Origin of the sequence: Streptomyces sp. Y2F8-2 (genome assembly GCF_014905555.1) — a bacterium.
In the GTDB taxonomy this organism is placed as follows: Bacteria; Actinomycetota; Actinomycetes; order Streptomycetales; family Streptomycetaceae; genus Streptomyces; species Streptomyces cynarae.
Genome location: NZ_BNGS01000016.1, coordinates 11345 through 30337 on the forward strand (window position 1 = coordinate 11345; position 18993 = coordinate 30337).

15 protein-coding genes are annotated in these 18993 nt (G+C 71.9%); 9 read left to right on the top strand and 6 right to left on the bottom strand.

The features are described 5' to 3' along the window. Nucleotides 1-28 precede the first annotated feature (28 nt). From SY2F82_RS36870 to SY2F82_RS36890, 5 genes are all read left to right on the top strand, one after another. Entirely contained in the window at nt 29-2995 is a 2967-nt protein-coding gene (locus SY2F82_RS36870) for a glycoside hydrolase family 2 TIM barrel-domain containing protein (protein ID WP_200422137.1), read from the top strand. Nucleotides 2996-3062: 67 nt separating this feature from the next. Beyond that, the gene (locus SY2F82_RS36875; RefSeq protein ID WP_200422138.1) at nt 3063-4373 is read left to right on the top strand and encodes an ABC transporter substrate-binding protein; all 1311 of its coding nucleotides are present in this window, start codon (nt 3063-3065) and stop codon (nt 4371-4373) included. A 98-nt stretch (nt 4374-4471) separates the two neighbouring features. Next, nucleotides 4472-5452, top strand: coding sequence for a carbohydrate ABC transporter permease (locus SY2F82_RS36880; RefSeq protein ID WP_200422139.1), 981 nt, complete (start codon nt 4472-4474; stop codon nt 5450-5452). Beyond that, on the top strand, nt 5449-6327 hold the full coding sequence (locus SY2F82_RS36885) for a carbohydrate ABC transporter permease (RefSeq protein ID WP_200422140.1): 879 nt from the start codon (nt 5449-5451) through the stop codon (nt 6325-6327). Before SY2F82_RS36880 ends, SY2F82_RS36885 begins: the two co-directional genes overlap by 4 nt. A 47-nt stretch (nt 6328-6374) precedes the next feature. Beyond that, a complete protein-coding gene (locus tag SY2F82_RS36890) occupies nt 6375-7874 on the top strand; it encodes an alpha-N-arabinofuranosidase (protein WP_200422141.1) in 1500 nt (499 codons plus the stop codon). A 470-nt stretch (nt 7875-8344) separates the two neighbouring features. Here the strand turns inward: SY2F82_RS36890 and SY2F82_RS36895 are convergent, their stop codons facing one another. Continuing rightward, a complete protein-coding gene (locus tag SY2F82_RS36895) occupies nt 8345-8815 on the bottom strand; it encodes a rhodanese-like domain-containing protein (protein ID WP_236042032.1) in 471 nt (156 codons plus the stop codon). A 136-nt stretch (nt 8816-8951) separates the two neighbouring features. Here SY2F82_RS36895 and SY2F82_RS36900 point away from each other — a divergent pair, with 136 nt between their 5' ends. Then, entirely contained in the window at nt 8952-9398 is a 447-nt protein-coding gene (locus SY2F82_RS36900) for an Lrp/AsnC family transcriptional regulator (protein WP_200423461.1), read from the top strand. A gap of 7 nt (nt 9399-9405) precedes the next feature. Here SY2F82_RS36900 and SY2F82_RS36905 read toward each other — a convergent pair whose 3' ends face one another. From SY2F82_RS36905 to SY2F82_RS36915, 3 genes are all read right to left on the bottom strand, one after another. Then, the gene (locus tag SY2F82_RS36905) at nt 9406-12399 is read right to left on the bottom strand and encodes an AAA family ATPase (RefSeq protein ID WP_200423462.1); all 2994 of its coding nucleotides are present in this window, start codon (nt 12397-12399) and stop codon (nt 9406-9408) included. Between the two features lie 31 nt (nt 12400-12430). After that, complete coding sequence (locus tag SY2F82_RS36910; RefSeq protein WP_200423463.1) at nt 12431-13594, bottom strand: exonuclease SbcCD subunit D; 1164 nt, start codon at nt 13592-13594, stop codon at nt 12431-12433. A 116-nt stretch (nt 13595-13710) separates the two neighbouring features. After that, entirely contained in the window at nt 13711-14337 is a 627-nt protein-coding gene (locus SY2F82_RS36915) for a YigZ family protein (RefSeq protein ID WP_200423464.1), read from the bottom strand. A 309-nt stretch (nt 14338-14646) separates the two neighbouring features. Between SY2F82_RS36915 and SY2F82_RS36920 the strand changes: the two genes are divergently transcribed. Beyond that, nucleotides 14647-16638: an amino acid transporter gene (locus tag SY2F82_RS36920; protein WP_200423465.1), complete on the top strand. Its 1992-nt coding sequence runs from the start codon at nt 14647-14649 to the stop codon at nt 16636-16638. A 7-nt stretch (nt 16639-16645) separates the two neighbouring features. On the opposite strand, the gene SY2F82_RS36925 is transcribed toward SY2F82_RS36920, so the two are convergent. Next, entirely contained in the window at nt 16646-17191 is a 546-nt protein-coding gene (locus tag SY2F82_RS36925; RefSeq protein ID WP_200423466.1) for a histidine phosphatase family protein, read from the bottom strand. Further along, nucleotides 17188-17871 carry a hypothetical protein gene (locus SY2F82_RS36930; RefSeq protein ID WP_200423467.1) on the bottom strand — a complete coding sequence of 228 codons (684 nt, stop codon included), beginning with the start codon at nt 17869-17871 and terminating at the stop codon, nt 17188-17190. The genes SY2F82_RS36925 and SY2F82_RS36930 overlap by 4 nt, the downstream gene beginning before the upstream one ends. A 168-nt stretch (nt 17872-18039) precedes the next feature. On the opposite strand from SY2F82_RS36930, the gene SY2F82_RS36935 reads away from it, so the two are divergent. Further along, the gene (locus tag SY2F82_RS36935; RefSeq protein WP_200423468.1) at nt 18040-18447 is read left to right on the top strand and encodes a CoA-binding protein; all 408 of its coding nucleotides are present in this window, start codon (nt 18040-18042) and stop codon (nt 18445-18447) included. A gap of 357 nt (nt 18448-18804) precedes the next feature. Next, the gene (locus SY2F82_RS36940; protein ID WP_103844673.1) at nt 18805-18987 is read left to right on the top strand and encodes a hypothetical protein; all 183 of its coding nucleotides are present in this window, start codon (nt 18805-18807) and stop codon (nt 18985-18987) included. Nucleotides 18988-18993 lie beyond the last annotated feature (6 nt).

Below are 18993 nucleotides of genomic sequence, written 5' to 3' on the forward strand. Positions count from 1 at the left end.
GGCATTTTGAAAGGAAACACCTTTACTGATGAGCGGCCTCGACCCCAACGCCTACGTCGAAGACCGGTCGCCGGGCACCGGACGGCTTCGGCCGCGCGCCGCGTTCGCTTCCGACCTGCCCACGATCGCGCTCGACGGCGACTGGAGATTCCGACTGGCGTCGGGGCTGGACGACCTCATCGGGGACTTCGCCGCGCCGGACTTCGACGACACCGCCTGGGACCTGCTCGCCGTGCCGTCCTGCTGGCAGATGACCGGCCTGCCCGGCGAGCCGCGCTACGGTGCCCCGGCCTACACCAACATCCTGTACCCGTTCCCGGTCGACCCGCCGCGGGTGCCCCGGCAGAACCCGACCGGCGAGTACCGCCGCGAGTTCGACGTTCCGGACGGGTTCCCGGCATCGGCTGCGGTGCTCCGGTTCGAGGGTGTCGACTCCGCGTTCGCCGTGTGGCTCAACGGGATCCGGCTCGGCGACGGCAAGGGCAGCCGGCTGACCACCGAGTTCGACGTCTCCGCCGGTCTGCGGCCCGGCCGGAACGTACTCGCGGTCCGCGTGCACCAGTGGTCGTCCGGCAGCTACCTGGAAGACCAGGACATGTGGTGGCTGTCCGGGATCTTCCGGTCGGTGTCCGTGGCCGCCCGCGGTGTCGAGGACTTCTTCGTCCACGCCGCCTACGACCACACGACGGGGCAGGGCACCCTGACCGTCGACGTCACCGCCCCCACCCGGGTGTCCCTGTCCGTGCCCGAGCTCGGCATATCCGCCGCCGATCCGGCCGGCCCGCACGTGATCGACGGCATCGAGCCCTGGTCGGACGAGCAGCCGCGTCTGTACACGGGGGAACTGGTCTCCGAAGCCGGCGAGCGGATACCGCTGCGCATCGGCTTCCGCTCCGTGGCCGTCGTGGACGGCGTCCTGACCGTGAACGGCAGGCCGATCTCCCTGCGGGGCGTCAACCGCCACGAATGGCATCCGCTGACGGGGCGGACCCTGACCGAGGACACCATGGTGACCGACGTGCTGCTCATGAAGCAGCACAACATCAACGCGGTGCGCACCAGCCACTACCCGCCCGACCACCGTTTCCTGGACCTGTGCGACGAGCACGGCCTGTGGGTGTTCTGCGAGGGCGACCTCGAGACGCACGGCTTTGAACCCGGCGGCTGGCGGCGCAACCCCAGCGACGACCCCGCGTGGCGCGAGGCCTACCTGGACCGGGCCGAGCGGCTGGTGGAGCGCGACAAGAACCACCCCTCGGTCATCGTCTGGTCGCTGGGCAACGAGTCCGGCACCGGAGCCAACCTGGCCGCCGCAGCCGCGTGGATCCGGCAGCGCGACGACAGCCGCCTGATCCATTACGAGGGCGACTTCGCGAGCTGCGCATACGTCGACCTGTACTCCCGCATGTACATCGGTGTGGACGAGCTGGCCGCCGTGGGACGCGGCCAGGAGGCACCGACGGCTGATCCGGCCGACGACGCACACCGCCGCGCCCTGCCGGCCGTGCTGTGCGAGTACGGACACGCCATGGGCACCGGCCCCGGCGGGCTGTCCGAGTACCAGCAGGTCATCGAGGCACATCCGCGCCTGGCCGGTGGATTCATCTGGGAGTGGATCGACCACGGGATCGCCCGGCTCACCGGGCAGGAGGACCCCCACACGTTCTACGCCTACGGCGGCGACTTCGGCGAGGAGGTCCACGACGGCAATTTCGTCGCCGACGGGCTGCTCTTCCCCGACCGCACGCCGTCGCCGGGTCTGGTCGAGTACAAGAAGGTCATCGAACCGGTCCGGATCCACATCGACCCGGCGACCCGGCAGATCAGCGTGCACAACCTGCACCACGTCCGCGACAGCGGCTACCTGGACTTCCGCTGGACCGTCGAGGACGGCGGCGAGCCGGTGGGCTCCGGCGGCCTGACCGTGCCCGCGACCGCTCCGGGCGCGACGACGACCGTCGAATGGCCCGCCGAGGTCACCGCCGCGCTCGATGCGGCGCGCAAGAACGACTCCGGCCACGAGGTGTGGCTGACCGTGACCGCGGTGCTCGCCGCCGACGAGACCTGGGCCGGGGCCGGTCACGAGATCGCCTGGGCCCAGGGGCTGGTCGTGGCTCCGGCCGCCTCACCCGTCCCCTTCACTCCGGCGCCGGCGATCGCCCGTGACGGGTACATCGCACTGGGGCCCGCGCGGTTCGACGCCCGCACGGGGGTGCTGATACGGCTCGGCGACCTGGAGCTCGACGGTCCGAGGCTGGACGTCTGGCGGGCCCCGATCGACAACGACCTGCTCAGCGCCTTCGGCGAGCCGCAGATCGGCGCTTGGCTCGCCGCCGGACTGCACCGGATGCGCCACGATGTCCTGGGTGTCGAGCCCGACGCGTCGGGTCTCACGGTCACCGCCCGGCTGGCCGCCGCCGGGTCCTCCTCCGGGCTCGGTGTGGTCTACCGCTGGACGGCCTGCGACACACCGGATGCGGGCCAGGCCCGGCTCCGGCTGGAAGCCGTCGTCACCCCCGACGGCCCATGGTCGGTGCCGCTGCCCCGACTGGGGGTCGCGATGTCGCTGCCCGGCACCGACGCCGAAGTCGAGTGGTTCGGTCCCGGTCCCGGTGAGGCGTACCGCGACTCCCGCGCCGCGGCTCGCGTCGGCCGCCACCTGTCGACCGTCTCGGCGATGCAGATCCCTCAGGTCCGCCCGCAGGAGAACGGCAACCGCCACCAAGTCCGCCGAGCCAGGATCACCACCCCGGACGGCACCCTGCTCATCACCGGCGACCCGGTCATCGACCTGACAGTTCGTCCATGGAGCACCGAAGCCCTGGCCGCCGCGGCCCACCAGCACGACCTGGTCCGCGACGGCAGACTCCATCTGCACCTCGACCACGCCCACCACGGCCTCGGCAGCACGGCCTGCGGCCCGGGCCCGTCGGCACCGCACGTCCTGGCCGCGGTCACCACCGCGTTCGGCGTGGAGTTCAGCAGCAGCCGGTAGACGGGCCTTGCCCGCCCGCCCACCGGCCATCCATCAAGTCAGCCCCTGTCACAGAAGGTTCCCTCACATGGACAGCACCACCATACGCACCCGCAGACTTCTGACGATCACCACCGCGGCGCTCCTCGTGGCCGGCCTCGGCGCGTGCAGCAGCACCAAGAGCACCTCCGACAACGCGGACAAGAGCCAGGCCGGGCCGGTGAAGATGGAGTTCTGGGGCTGGGCCGGCTACGAGAAGATCGTCGACCAGTGGAACGCCTCCCACCCGAACATCAAGATCACCTTCAAGAAGATCCCGTCGGGCCCCAAGGGCGGCTACACCCAGATCAGCAACGCACTCACCGCCGGCAAGGGCCCGTGTCTGGCCCAGATCGAGTACCAGACCATCCCGTCGATGCTCGTGAAGAACTCGGTCATGGACATCACGCAGTACGCGAGCGACGGCATGGACAAGTACGTCCCGTCGGCCGTCTCCTCCTCCAGCGTCGGCGGCAAGATCTACGGGGTTCCGGTGGACGTCGGCCCGATGGTCCTCTTCTACCGCAAGGACCTGTTCGCCAAGTACGGCATCACCAAGCCGCCGGCCACCTGGGCCGAGTACAAGGCCGACGCCGAGAAGGTCACCGCCGCCGACCCCGGTGTGAAGTTCGGCCCCATGCTCGGCGACGCCGGCGGTTTGGCGGCCTTCACCCTGCAGACCGGCCAGTCCTGGTACTCGGCCAAGGGAGACAGCTGGACCGTCAGCATCGACAACCCCGGCACCCGCAAGGTCGCCTCCTACTGGCAGGACCTGAAGGACAAGGGGCTGGTGTCGAAGACCGGCAGCGCCTGGGACCCGCAGTTCAACAAGGCCTCGGAAGCCGGCAAGGTGCTGACGTTCGTCGGCCCGGCCTGGGCCGCCGGCGGTCTGAAGTCGGACCTGAAGGGCGAGGCCGGCAAGTGGAGGGTCGCCCCGATGCCGACCTGGGAGGCCGGCGACGGCAAGAGCGCCAGCGGCGGCGGCTCGGCCACCTCGGTGATGACCGGGTGCAAGACGCCCCGCGAAGCAGTGCAGTTCGCCGATTTCCTGTCCAGTGACCCGCAGGCCGTGAAGACGGGCATCGAAGGCGGGCTGTACCCGGCGTCGAAGGCCGGTCAGGAAGACCCGTCACTCACGGGGGGTGACCCGTACTTCGGCGGCCAGAAGGTCGGTGACGTGTACAAGGCCTCCGCCGCGCAGGTGCCCAGCACCTGGACCAACGGCCCGACCTTCCAGCAGGTCGAGTCGGACTTCACCGGTGCCATCGGTCAGGGCACCCTGCCGGACGCGGTCACCAAGGTCCAGGCCTCGACGGTCGCCGCGATCAAGAAGCTCGGACTGTCGGTGACCAACGGCTGAGGCAGCGGGACTTCAGCCCCCGATGGATTCCCGCGGCCGCCAGTGTCCGGCGCCGCGGGAACCCGCTCCCTGACGACGAACCGCCCAGCGAGGTTTCCATGAGCAGTCCCAGCAGCACCCGGACCGCGTCACCGCCGCGACCGGCGCCCGCGGCCACCCGCCGCGTCTCCCCCTCCGGTCGGCCGCGGCGCACCGGCCGCCGCAACGCGCTGACCGCGTCGGGTTTCCTGGCGCCGTTCGCGGTGCTCTTCCTGTCCATGATGGTCGCGCCGATCTGTTACGCGATCTACCAGAGCTTCTTCACCGTCCACCGCGCCGGGCTGTTCGGCGGTGCGCAGACCACGGAGTTCGCGGGACTGTCCAACTACGCCGACGCCTTCAGCGACCACGACTTCATCGCGTCGATCGTCCGGGTCGTGCTGCTGGGCTGCGTCCAGGTCCCGGTCATGCTCGGCCTGGCTCTCCTGCTCGCACTCCTGCTGGACTCCCGCTCGGCCCGGCTGCGGAAAACCTACCGGCTCACGTTCTTCCTGCCGTACGCGCTGCCGGGTGCGATCGCCGCGGTGATGTGGTCCTTCCTGCTGCTGAAAGACCTCTCGCCGTTCACCGGACCGCTGTCCCACATCGGGATGCACGTCGACTTCCTGTCGCCGTCGTGGGTTCCGGCCTCGATCGGGAACATGCTCACGTGGGGCTGGACCGGCTACAACATGCTGATCATCTACTCCGCGCTGCAGACGATCCCCGCCGAGGTGACGGAGGCCGCCGCGCTCGACGGCTGCACCGGCTGGCGCCTGGCGTGGGCGGTGAAGATCCCGCTGGTGCGCCCCGCGCTGGTGCTGACCACGGTCTTCTCCATCATCGGGACAGCGCAGCTGTACACCGAGCCGGCAGTGCTGGTCAGCGCGCGCATCCCGGGCGTCGACCCGAAGTTCTCCCCGATCATGAACACGACCCTGGGCATGGACGTGGGCGGCCAGAACCTGGCCGCCGCCGAGTCCGTCGTGCTCGCGCTGATCACCCTCGTGCTCTCGTTCGGATTCCTCAAGTACAACCAGCGCAAGGGAGCGATGGCATGAGCGTGATTCCGGCCGGCCGACCGACCCGACCGCCCCGGCGCGGCAGCGACATCGCGAGCAAGGTCGTCGTCAACGGCGTGCTGGGCCTGATGGCCCTGTACACGCTGATCCCGCTGTGGTGGCTGTTCGTCTCCTCGACCAAGGAATCGGGCTACCTCTACACCGGTACGCCGCTGTGGTTCTCCCACTTCGACCTGGTCACCAACATCAGGAACGTGTTCAGCTTCGAGGACGGCATCTTCCCCACCTGGCTCGCCAACAGCGCGCTGTACAGCCTCGTCGGCGCCGCCGTCGGCACCCTGCTGTCCGCGATGGCCGGCTACGCGCTGTCGAAGTTCACCTTCCGCGGCCGCGAAAGCGTGTTCAACGTCATCCTCGCCTCGGTGCTCATTCCGGCGCCGATGTTCGCCCTGCCGTTGTTCCTGCTCATGGCCAAGCTCGACATCACCAACTCCTACTGGTCGGTGCTGCTGCCCAGCTGTGTCAGCCCGTTCGGCGTCTACCTGTGCCGGATCTTCGCCGCGTCGTCCGTCCCGGACGAACTCCTTGAGGCCGCACGGCTCGACGGAGCAGGCGAACAGCGCACCTTCTTCCGGATCGCCCTGCCGCTGATGTCCCCGGCACTGGTGACCGTCTTCCTGTTCCAGTTCGTCGGCATCTGGAACAACTACCTGCTGCCCTCGCTCATGCTCAACACCCCCTCACTGCAGCCCGTCACGGTGGGCCTGGTGCAGTGGCGCTCGGAGTTCGCCAGCGGAGTGCCGCTGCTGCTGCCGATCACCGGTGCGTTCCTGTCGCTGATCCCTCTGCTCGTCGCCTTCGTCAGTCTCCAGCGGTTCTGGCGCAAGGGCCTGACCGCAGGCTCCGTCAAGTAGCGCGTTCGCTGCCCCACGCCCATCCTGACCCGCAAAGGACCACTGCATTGCCCCGCGCCCACGTCATTCTCGACAAGCAGGCCGTCATCGCTCCTGTCCGACGCCGCACCTTCGGCTCGTTCGTCGAACACCTCGGCCGCTGCGTGTACACCGGGCTCTACGAGCCGGAACACCCGAGCGCCAACGACGACGGGTTCCGTATGGACGTCGTCGAACTGGTCAGGGAGCTGGGCACCAGGACCGTCCGCTACCCGGGCGGCAACTTCGTCTCCGGCTTCCGCTGGGAGGACTCGGTCGGCCCACGCGACAAGCGCCCGGTCCGCCGCGACCTCGCCTGGCATTCGCTGGAGTCGAACCAGGTCGGCCTGGACGAGTTCGCCCGCTGGCTCAAGCTCACCGACTCCGAGATGATGCTCGCGGTCAACCTCGGCACGCGCGGCATCCTGCCCGCCCTTGACCTGCTCGAGTACGCCAACCACCCCTCCGGTACGGCGCTGTCGGACCTGCGTGTCGCCAACGGCACACCGGAGCCGCACAACATCCGCATGTGGTGCCTCGGCAACGAGATGGACGGACCCTGGCAGACCGGTTTCCTGAACGCCGACGACTACGGCAAGCTCGCCGCCCGTACCGCCGGCGCGATGAAGATGGCCGACAAGGACCTCGAACTCGTGGTCTGCGGCTCCTCCGGCTCCTGGATGCCGACCTTCGGCGACTGGGAGCGCACGGTGCTCGAGCACACCTACGACCACGTCGACTACGTCTCCTGCCACGCCTACTACCAGGAGCTCGACGGCGACCTCGGCTCCTTCCTCGCCTCGGCGACCGACATGGACTACTTCATCGACACCGTCGTCGCGACCGCCGACCACGTGGGCTACAAGAAACGCTCCAAGAAGAAGATCAACATCTCGTTCGACGAGTGGAACGTCTGGTACCAGAAGGAGTTCCATGAGTCCGACGAGGTCAACGACGAGTGGCGGCACGCCCCCCGGCAGCTGGAGGACGTCTACTCGGTGGCGGACGCCGTCGTCGTCGGCAACCTGCTGATGACGCTGCTCAAGCACAGCGACCGCGTCACCTCGGCCTCGCTCGCGCAACTGGTCAACGTGATCGCACCGATCATGACCGAGCCCGGCGGCCCTGCCTGGCGGCAGACGACCTTCTACCCGTTCTCGATCACCAGCCGGCTCGCCGCCGGTGAGGTGATCCGGCCCGTTGTCGAGGCGCCGACCTACACGACGGCACGCCATGGCGAGGCGTCCGTCGTCGACGCCGTCGCGACCGTCGACGAGGACCGGGCCGCGGTCTTCCTCGTCAACCGTGGGCTTTCGCAGGCCACTCAGGTCACCGTCGATGTGCGCAGCCTCGGCTCCTCGCGGATTCTGGAGGCGGTCACACTCGCCGACCCGGATGCGTATGCGAAGAACACACTCACCGAGCAGAACCGCGTGACCCCGCACGCGAACCCGAGCGCGATCCTGTCCGACGGGCTGCTCAGCATCGAGCTGCCGCCGGTGTCGTGGACCGCAATCGCGCTGGGCTGAGTGACTGTCACCGCCGCCGGCATGCAAGACCGCGACGGCGCTCACCGACTGCTGGCGCTGCTGCGCGAACGGTTCTCCACGATCAGTCTCGTCTGGGCCGATGGCGGCTACGCCGGACGTCTGGTGGCCTGAGCCAAGACCGTTCTGCGACTGACCGTGACAATCGTCAAACGTACCGACAAAACCGCCGGTTTCGTTGTCCTGCCCCGCAGGTGGGTCGTCGAGACGTGTCAAGCGCAGTGCACGTCGGCGAGTTTGTGCTGGTCAACGTGGGCGATGAGCCGGTGCGGCCAGCAGCTCTCGCGGCGTGTGGCGATCCAGCCGCGCGGTGCGGCCGCGCAGGGGCAGCGGATCGCGTCGGAGCTCTTCGGGCGTGGGCTGCGGGAGTCGGGGCACGGTCGCCATGATGCGGACGGCGGGCGCCGCACGCACCCGGTTTTCCCACGCCCCGAGGTACGGCGGGCGGTCGGTCAGCAGCCGCAGTCCGCGTCCTGGACAGGTGCCGTCAGAGGGTCGGCGGCGCGCTGCCCGGGGCCCTGCCAGGTCTCGTACGCGAAGCCCTCACGCACCCAGTACTCGAAGCCGCCCAGCATCTCCTTGACCCGGAAGCCCCGTTCGGCGAGGGCGAGGGCCGCGCGCGTCGCGCCGTTGCAGCCCGGGCCCCAGCAGTAGGTGACCACCGGCACCGCCCTGTCGAGGAGTTGCGCGGCCTGTTCGGGGATGAGCGCGGTGGGCAGGTGCACCGCGCCGGGGATGTGGCCCTGGTCCCAGGCCGCGGTGGAGCGCGAGTCGAGGAGGACGAAACCGGGGTCGCCGCCCGCCGCGAGCGCCGCGGCGACGTCGGACACGTCGGCGTGGAAGGCGAGGCTCGCCCGGAAGTGGGCGGCGGCGGTGGCCGGCGCGGCCGGGGGGACGCGCAGGACGGGGTTCTCGGTGGTCATGCTGATGCTCAACGGGCCGGCCTTTCCCTGGTGGAGTTGGCTGACCAGAAACCTATGGCGATCGATCGCCTCGCTGAACGGACGATCAACGGCGTACATCTTGATCAGCCGGGGATTCCCCTGCTATCCCTCGGGAATGACCGCCTATTCCCCGGACGCCACCGACTGGCGCATCCTCGATGTCCTCCAGCGCGACGCCCGCGCCACCTACGCCGAGCTGGCGCGCGCCGTCTCCATGTCCGCGAGCGCGGTCACCGAACGGGTGCGGCGGCTGGAGGAGGCCGGCGTCATCCAGGGGTACGCCGCGGTCGTCGACCCGGAGCGGCTGGGCCTGCCGATCCTGGCGTTCGTGCGGCTGCGCTACCCGAACGGCAACTACAAGCCGTTCCACGACCTCGTGGCCGCGACCCCGGAGATCCTGGAGGCGCACCACGTCACCGGCGACGACTGCTTCGTCATCAAGGTCGCGGCACGCTCCATGCGCCACCTGGAGGAGGTGTCGGGCAAGATCGGCGCGCTGGGGTCGGTGACGACGAGTGTCGTGTACTCCTCGCCCCTCCCCCGCCGTTCTCTCGGCCGTTGACCGCCGCTCAGCCGACTCCCCGCTGCCGTACGACGGAGCCGGTCCGGTCCTTCACGACCTCCAGCTGCGCGTGGATACGGCGTCGCAGGTCGGCGACATGGCTGACGATGCCCACGCTGCGGTCCCGCTCGCGCAGCGAGTCGAGCACGTCGAGGACCTCGTCGAGGGTCTGGTCGTCCAGGCTGCCGAACCCCTCGTCGATGAAGAGGGTGTCCAGGCGTACCCCGCCCGCCTCGTCGGTGACGACGTCCGCGAGGCCGAGGGCGAGGGCGAGGGAGGCGAAGAACGTCTCCCCGCCGGACAGGGTCGCGGTGTCGCGCTCCCGCCCGGTCCACGCGTCGACGACATGCAGTCCGAGGCCGCTGCGGCCGCGTCCGGACCGGTCGTCGGAGTGGACGAGGGTGTAGCGGCCCGAGGACATGCGCTGCAGCCGTACGGTCGCGGCGGCCGCGACCTGTTCGAGGCGGGCGGCCAGTACGTACGACTCCAGGCGCATCCTGCGTTCGTTCTCGGCGGAGGTGCCGGCGGCGAGGGACGCCAGCCGGGCCACCCGGTCGTACTCGTCGCGCAGCGGCGCGAGACGCCGTACGGACGCGGTCGCGCGCGTGGACAGCCGGTCGAGTTCGGCGCAGCGGCGTGCCGCCTCGTCCTGGGCGGAGACCGCTGCCTGCAACCGGCGGGCCGCGGCCTCGGCGGCCTGCTCGGCGCCGGGGAGGTCGGCCGGCGGCTGCTGGGCCGCCGCCACCGTGTCGGCCTCGGCGAGCATCGCGCGGACGGCGGCCTCCTCCTGCTGCCAGGCGTCCAGGCGTCGTTGCAGCTCACGATGGGCGGTGTTGTCGAGGAGGGCGGCGGCCGCGGCCTGCGGGGTGTCGAAGCCGGCGCGGAAGGCCGCGTCGGCCAGGCGTGCGTCGGCCTCCTTGAGGCGCTGCGCGCTGTCCTCGGCGGCGCGGGCGGCGTCGGCGGCCTCGGTGAGGAGGGCGGCCCGGCGCTCCAGCTGCGCGGCGCGCGCGGCCACGGTCACAGCGTCGCCCCGGGCACGGCCCAACTCCTCTTCGAGAGCCGCCCGTTCGCGTTCCAGGGTGTCCCGGCGGGAGACGCGCGCCGCCACGCGCAGGGCGGCCTCCTGCCGGGCCGCGCTGCGCCGCTCGCGCTCCAGCTCGGCCCGCCGCAGCTCCTCCTGTGCGGGGTGCAGCTGCGAGGCGCCCGCGCGTGCGGCGTTGTAGAGCCGCTCCAGCTCGTCCGCCTGCGCGGCGAGTTCGCCGGTCGGCGTGTCTCCCGCCTCGGCGGTCGCGGCGGCCAGCGCCTCCCGTACGGCGGCGAGTCGCCGTTCCTCCTCGGCGTGCTGCTCCTCTGCGTACCGGTAGGCGGCGAGCGCCCGCTCCTCCGCTTCCCGGTCGACGTGTCCGGCCACCTTCCGGGCGGGCGCGGGGTGGTCGGTCGCGCCGCAGACGGCGCAGGGTTCGCCGTCGACGAGCCCGGCGGCCAGTTCCGCGGCGATGCCCTTCAGCCGCTGTTCCTTGAGGTCGAGCCAGTGTTCGTGGGCCGCGAGCGCGCGCTCCCGGGTGGTGAGAGCGCGGGCCTGGGCCGCTTCGGTGTCCTGGGCGAGCCGGTCGCGCTCACGGGCCGCCCTCAGCCGGTTCCGGGCCGGTTCGCGTTGCACGGCGAGCTGCTCGGCGCGGGTGGCGGCCTCCTGGGCGGAGTCGATCCGTTCCTGCAGGGCGGCTCGGATCTGCTCCCACTCGGCGAGCCAGCCCTCGGCATCGTGCAGGACCTCTTCGTCGGCACGCTCCTGCCGGTCCATCTCCGCCCGTTCGGCGGCGAGTTCACCCAGTCGCCGCTCGGCGCGGCGGGCCGATTCCAGACCGCCCAGCTCCTGTGCCGCCCGGCGCGCGGCGGCCGCGAGCCCTGCGGCCCCGGCGTCCGCGTCGGTCTCCGGGAGCCGGGCACGCGCGCGTGCCTCGGCGTCGGCGGCACGCCGGTGCTCGGCCTCGGCGGAGTCGCGCAGGTCCAGGGCGGGCGCCACGGCCTCGGCCTTGCGGGCGCGTTCCATGCGCTCCCGCGCCTCCCGGTGGGCCTCGGCCCGCTGCTCCAGGAGGGCCGCACGCTCCCGGGCCTCGGCGAACCTGCGCTGGAGCCGGGCCCGTTCGCGTACGTCGTCCAGGGCGCGCTCGGCGGCGGCTCGCGCCGACTCGGCGGCCGTACGCGCGCACTGAGCGATGACCAGGCGCTCACGGGCAGTGCTGCGGGCGACGGCGGCCCAGCTCAGGACGGCATCGGCGAGCCCCGGGTCGCCGGGAGCGAGGTCCGGCAGGGGCACAGGGTCACCGGCCGCCTGCTGCATGCGGTGGGCGTCGGCGAGCAACGCGGCGTCGCCGTCCCGTACTTCGGCTTCCGTGGTCCGGCGCCGCTCCGCGAGGCGCTTTTCGGCCTCGGCGAAGCGGTGGGTGTCGAAGAGGCGGCCGAGCAGCTTGCCGCGGGCCTCGGCGTCGGCGCGCAGGAAGCGGGCGAAGTCGCCCTGGGGCAGCAGCACCACCTGGCAGAACTGCTCGCGGCTCATGCCGAGCAGCTGGGTGATCTCCTCGCCGACCTCCTGATGGGAGCGGCTGAGGTCCTTCCAGGTGCGGGCAGCGCTGTCGTACTCGCGCAGCCAGGTCTGGGCCTTGTCGGTCGTCGTGCCGCTGCCGCGCTTCTTCGGGCGCTCCCAGGGCGGCTGCCGGGTGATCTCCAGCCGCCGTCCGGCGACGGTGAGTTCGAGCCGGATCTCGGTGCGTGTCCCCGGCGCCGCGTGGTCGCTGCGCAGGGTCAGGCCCTGGCCGCTCTGCCGGGCGCCGGGCACGGCTCCGTAGAGCGCGTAGCACACGGCGTCCAGGACGGATGTCTTGCCGGCGCCGGTCGGCCCGTGCAGCAGGAAGAGTCCGGCCGCCGACAGGGCGTCGAAGTCGACCTGCTGGGTGCCGCCGAACGGGCCGAAGGCCGTGATGTCGAGTCGGTGCAGCCTCACTGGTCCCCCTCCGTTCCACGCGTGCGCGAGGTCACCGGGCGCCCTCCCGGACCGCCTGGTCGGCGCGCACCGCGTCGAACGCCTCCCTCAGCACCGCCCGTTCGCGCTCGTCGGGTCCCGCCCCGCGCACATGCGCCACGAAGTCCTCCGCGATCTGCTGGTCGGAGCGACCCGCCAGCCTGCGTGCGTACGACACGCCGGAGTCCTCGGGGGCGCGCTCGGGGTCGAAGACGAGGCTGAGGGTGTGCGGGAAGCGCTCGGTCAGCCGGGCCATGGGCTCGGCGGGCCGCACCGGGTCGGTGAGCGTGGCCTCCACCCACGCCTCCTCGTGCCGCGCCAGCTCCGGGTCGGCGAGCAGGTGCTCCAGATGCCCGCGGAGCCGGGCGAGGGGCCGCGGCACCGGGCAGTCGACGCGCTCCGCCGCGACCGAGCCGTCGGCGCCGAGGTCGACGAGCCACATGCCCTTGCGGTGGCCGGCCTCCGAGAAGGAGTACGGCAGCGGGGAGCCCGAGTAGCGCACGCGCTCGGTGATGGTCTGGCTGCCGTGCAGATGGCCCAGCGCCACGTAGTCCACGCCGTCGAAGACGCCGGCCGGCACCGCGGCGACCCCGCCTACCGTGATGTCCCGCTCGCTGTCGCTGGGTTCGCCCCCGGTGACGAAGGCGTGGGCGAGGACGACGGAGCGGGTGCCCGGGGCGCGCGTGGCCAGGTCGGCGCGGACCCGGTCCATGGCGGCCGCGAGCACCGCCTCGTGGCCCGCCCTCTCGACCGCGAACTCGTCCTTGACCAGGGCCGGTTCGAGATACGGCAGGCCGTAGAAGGCCACGTCCCCGTGCGCGTCGCCCAGCACGACCGGGGTTCCGCAGGCCGCGGGCTCGGTCCGCAGATGGATGCCCGCGCGGCCGATGAGGCCGGCGCCGACGCCCAGGCGGCGCGCCGAGTCGTGGTTCCCGGAGATCATCACCGTGGGCACGCCGAGGTCGGCGAGGCGGTGCAGGGCGTCGTCGAACAGCTCGACCGCGGCGAGCGGCGGCACCGCCCGGTCGTACACGTCTCCCGACACCACGACCGCGTCCACACCGCGCTCGCGCACGGTGGTGACGAGGTGGGCGATGAACGCGGCCTGGGCGTCGAGCATGTTCACCCGGTGGAACGCCCGGCCCAGATGCCAGTCGGAAGTGTGCAGCAGCCTCATGATCCCCGAGACTAACGGCCGGGTCTGACATCACGGGCGGTTACTCCCGTACCGGGCCGCCCCGGGACGGGAGCGGCCCCACGGCCCGACGGACCGTCAGACGTCCGGTGCGTCCGTCATGCGTCCCCGTACGCCTCTCCGCCCAGCTCCAACCGGGCCGTGCCCGCCGTCACATCGGCGAGCCACGCGCGGAACGCCTCGACGTCGGCGTCCGGCAGCCCGACCTCGATGGTGACGTTCTCGCCGTAGCGCACGTCCCGTACCTCGCGGCCGGTCGCACGCAGGTCGTTCTGCACCTTGCCCGCGCGCTGGTGGTCGACCGTCACCGTGGCGAGCCGGAAGCGGCGCCGGGTGAGGGTGCCGAGCGCGTCCAGCGCCTCGCCGACCGCTCCCCCGTACGCCCTGATGAGCCCGCCCGCGCCCAGCTTCACGCCGCCGTAGTAGCGGGTGACGACGGCGACGACGTACCGCATGTCGCGGCGCAGCAGCATCTGGAGCATGGGGACGCCCGCGGTGCCGCCCGGTTCACCGTCGTCGCTCGCCTTCTGGATCGCGGCGTCGGCGCCGATGACGTACGCGTAGCAGTTGTGGGTGGCGTCGGCGTGCTCCTTGCGGACGCCCGCGATGAAGTCCTGCGCCTCCTCCTCGGTGGCGGCCGGGGCGAGCGCGCACAGGAAACGGGAGCGGTTGACCTCGGTCTCGTGCACGCCCGCGCGGGCGACTGTGCGGTACTCGTCCTGCATCACGCCAGCGTATGCGGCACCCTCCCGGGTTCCGCAGGCGGGCCGGTGCCCGCGGCCGCCCACGCCACGCGCGCGTGGCGCTGGTCACGGACAGGGTGGGAAGGCCCCGTACGCGTGGGCTCGTCACGGCCGCCCGAAAGCCCCCGCGCGCAGGGCGTTCGTCACCGGCGCAGGCCCCGCGCGGCCGCCTCCCGGTCACCCGCCTGTACGTGTCCCAGGCGTTCGCCCCCGGCATCCGGGCACACCACCCCGTAGTGGATACTCGCTCGTCGTTGTCCGACCGCCCGACGATCACAGGGAGAACACCGCATGACCGGCACCCAGGTGGAGAGCCCGGACGCCGCCGAGCCCGGCCGTTCGCGGCCCCCCACCGCCGCGGCCCGCTGCCGGGCCTGGCTCCTGGAGGGCCTGAGCGAGCGCGCGGCCCGCCACCCGGGCCCGCACGCCACCCGGGACGACGGGCACGAGGGTCACGCCTGGTGGCGGGTGATGTGCCTGACCGGCGTGGACTACTTCTCCACCCTCGGCTACCAGCCCGGGATCGCCGCCCTCGCGGCCGGGCTCCTGTCGCCGCTCGCCACGCTCGTGCTGATCGCGCTGACCCTGTTCGGCGCGCTCCCGGTGTACCGCCGGGTGGCCCACGAGAGCCCGCACGGCGAGGGCTCGATCGCCATGCTGGAGCGGCTGCTGCCGTGGTGGGCGGGCAAGGTCCTCGTCCTCGTGCTCCTCGGCTTCGCGGCCACCGACTTCCTGATCACGATCACCCTCTCGGCCGCGGACGCCGCCGCCCACGTCGTGGAGAACCCCTTCGCTCCGCACTGGATGGACGGCGGCAACACCTGGATCACCCTGCTCCTGGTCGCCGCGCTGGGCGCCGTGTTCCTCAAGGGCTTCAAGGAGGCCATCGGTATCGCGGTCTCCCTGGTGGCCACGTACCTCGCGCTCAACGTCGTCGTGATCGCCGTCTCGGCCTGGGAGGTGCTCAGCCATCCGGTGCGGATCGGCGACTGGACACACGCGATGACCGCCGAGCACTCCTCGCCGCTCGCGATGATCGCGGTGGCGCTGCTCGTCTTCCCGAAGCTGGCGCTCGGTATGTCCGGCTTCGAGACGGGCGTGGCGGTGATGCCGCAGGTCAAGGGCGACCCGACGGACACCTACGCGGATCCGGCCGGCCGGGTGCGCGACACGCGGAAACTGCTCACCACGGCCGCCGTGATCATGAGCTGTCTGCTGCTGCTGTCCAGCCTGGCGACGACGATCCTGATCCCGCAGAACGCCTTCAAGAGCGGCGGCCCGGCCAACGGCCGCGCGCTCGCGTATCTCGCGCACGAGCACCTGGGCGGGGCCTTCGGAACGGTCTACGACATCTCGACGATCGCCATCCTGTGGTTCGCGGGCGCCTCCGCGATGGCCGGCCTGCTCAACCTGGTGCCGCGCTATCTGCCGCGCTACGGCATGGCTCCCGAGTGGACCCGCGCCGTCAGACCCCTCGTGCTGGTCTTCATGGCGGCCGCGGTCCTCATCACGCTGTGGTTCCACGCGGACGTGGACGCCCAGAGCGGCGCGTACGCGACGGGCGTGCTCGTGCTGATGCTCTCCGCGGCGTTCGCCTCGACGGTCGCCGTGCACCGGCGCGGCCACCGGGCCGCCGCACTCGGCTTCGGCACGATCACCGCCGTCCTCGCGTACACCCTGGTCACCAACGTGATCGAGCGGCCGGACGGCATCAAGATCGCGCTGATCTTCATCGTGGCGATCCTCGTCACCTCCTTCGCCTCGCGTGTGCACCGCGCCTTCGAACTGCGGGCGGCGACGGTCACGTTCGACGAGGCTGCGGCCCGGCTGGTCGACGAGGCCGCGGCGAGCGGACCGCTGCTGCTCATCGCCAACGAGCCGCAGGAGCACACCACCGGGGAATACCGCGCCAAGGAGTCCAGCCAGCGGGAGCAGACGCACATCCCGGACGGTCGGCCGGTGCTCTTCCTGGAGGTCTTCGTCACCGACTCCTCGGACTTCACCGCCGATCTGACCGTCCACGGCGACGAGAAGCACGGGGTGCGCAGGCTGCGCGTCCAGGGCGCGACCGTGCCCAACACCATCGCGGCGGTCCTGATGGAGCTGCGCGACCGCACCGGCCGGGTGCCGCACGCCTACTTCAACTGGACCGAGGGCGCCCCGTTCAGCCACCTGCTGCGCTTCCTGGTGTTCGGGGACGGCGAGGTCGCCCCGGTCACGCGGGAGGTGCTGCGCCGTGCGGAGCCGGACCCGGAGCGGCGCCCCCGGATCCACGTCGGCTGAGCAAGCCCTACTTCGGCTTCCTCCCGCGCGCCACGACCACGTCCGTGAGGAGCGCCGCGCCGGGGGCCAGCGCCTCCCAGGCGGGGCCGCGCCACGCGAGGACGGCGATGGCCGCGGTGGGGAACTTGCTGCGGACCCGGTCGAGCGTGTCGTTCAGGCCGTCCCCGGCGAGTTCCAGCACCAGTTCGGCCAGCCCCGGGTTGTGCCCGATCAGCAGCAACGTCCGCACGGCGGCGGGCACTTCGTGCACCGCGTCCAGCAGATCGGGGACATCGGCGGCGTACAGCCGCCGCTGGAGTCGTACGGGCGGTGGTGTGCCCCATTGGGCCGAGGCCAGCTCCCAGGTCTGGCGGGCGCGGGCCGCGGTCGAGCACAGGGCGAGGTCGGGCAGCCAGTCGGCCTCGGCGAGCGCGCGCCCGGCGGCCGGGGCGTCCCGGAGGCCGCGCGCCGCGAGCGGCCGTTCGTGGTCGGGGACGCCCTCGGGCCAGGCGGACTTGGCGTGCCGCAGCACGACGAGCCTGCGCAGCGGGCCCTGCCCGGCCGGGGTGCTCATGTCCGGGTACCGATCTCGCGGGTGAGGTCGAGCCCGAGCAGCCGGTCGGCGTAGGCGTACGTCTCGAAGCGCGCCCCGTCCGGCACGTCGTCGGCGCTCTCCACACACCGCAGGACGTCCAGGACGGCGGGGACGTCGAGATCGTCCTCCCACGCGGTGCGCAGCTCATGCCGCACCGGTTCGGGGACCGGCTTGGAGGGGCGGGTCGCCCAGGCGGCGACGGCCTTGCGCCAGCGGACCAGCGTGTCCCGCGCCTCGGTGAGGGCGGCCGTGTCGAGGTCGGCGGGCTGTCGGCGCGGGTGGGCGAGCAGGGCGAGGCGTAGCGCCGAGGGCGGGGCGGCGGTGTCGGCGGGGCCGGTCGCGGGGGCCACCTCGACACGTACCCCGTCGGGGGCGGCGCCGCGCGCTCCGACCACGTGCAGTACCTGTCCGATGCCCGGTGCGTCCAGCTCCGCGGGGCGGATACCGAGGTCGTCGGCGCGCGCCCGGAGCGCGGCGAGCGGTGCGCCCACCGTGACGACGGGTGTTCCGCCGAGCTCCAGGGCCCTGGCCAGCACATCGGCCACCAGCAGCACCCGCAGCGCGGAACTGTCGGTCCCGGCCGGGTGCGCATGGACCCGGACCAGGCCCGGACGGACGTCGGTGGGCTCGCCGCTGCGGGCGTCGATGATTCGGAGCACGAGGCGAGCGTAGGCGGGCCAGGCCCCCGGCGCAGCCGAGCGGACCCGGTTCCGGACGGCGGGAGCGGCCCGGCCGTACGCCGGGAATCAGCGCCTCCCACCGGCTGTTGCCGCCCTCAGCAGGCGGCGCGGGACTGCCGGGCCGCAGGACGTCGAAGGGAACCGGGCGTGTACGGCGACTCAGCAACGATCCGCAAGATCCTCACCGAGCTGGGCGACACCTGGGCGGTCGTGGGGCTGTCCAGCAACCAGCGTCGGGCGGCCTACGGGGTCGCCGCCGTCCTTCAGCGCTTCGGCAAGCGCATCGTGCCGGTCCATCCCAAGGCCGAGACGGTCCACGGCGAGCAGGGCTACCCCTCGCTGGACGCGATCCCCTTCCCGGTCGACGTCGTCGACGTCTTCGTCAACTCCGACCTGGCGGGTCCGGTCGCCGACGAAGCGGTCGCGATCGGCGCCAAGGCCGTCTGGTTCCAGCTGGGCGTCATCGACGAACAGGCGTACGAGCGCACCCGCGCGGCCGGCCTGGAGATGGTCATGGACCGCTGCCCGGCCATCGAGATCCCTTCCCTGCGCTGACGTTGCGACGACCGGCCGACGGGCCGAGGGGGCCGGGAGAGTGACCCGGCGCGCGCGTCAGCCGGGTTCGGGCCGTGCTCTCGGATACCTTGATACGACGAAGTAACTGGTCGGGCGGCGGCGAGGAGTTCCGCCCCGCCTCCGCCGACGTCGACGAGACCGAACCGCTCAGGGTGCCGAGCTGCTCGACGTACGGGCCCCTCACCTTCGACCGGGACCGACGCACGGGCTGCAGCAGCCGGCGCCGCAGACCCGACACAAAGCACCACGGAGATCGATCGACCTGCCTTCGTCGAGGGGCTTCGCGCCCTGCCGGAGTCTCTCGGACGCAGCGGCTGGAAATGTCCGGGAGGCGCTATGTGGTCCGTACTGGAGCAGGTGGCCGTGGCCGCCCCTCAGCTCTTCGTCTACGCCGTCGGCCTCTTCGTCGCCATGATCCTTCTGTCGCTCGCCATCAGTCTGCGGCAGGCGGAGGCGTCGCAGCGCCCCGAGATCATCAGGGCGCTCGCGGATCTGATGGCGTTCTGGAAGAAAAGGTGAGCCGCC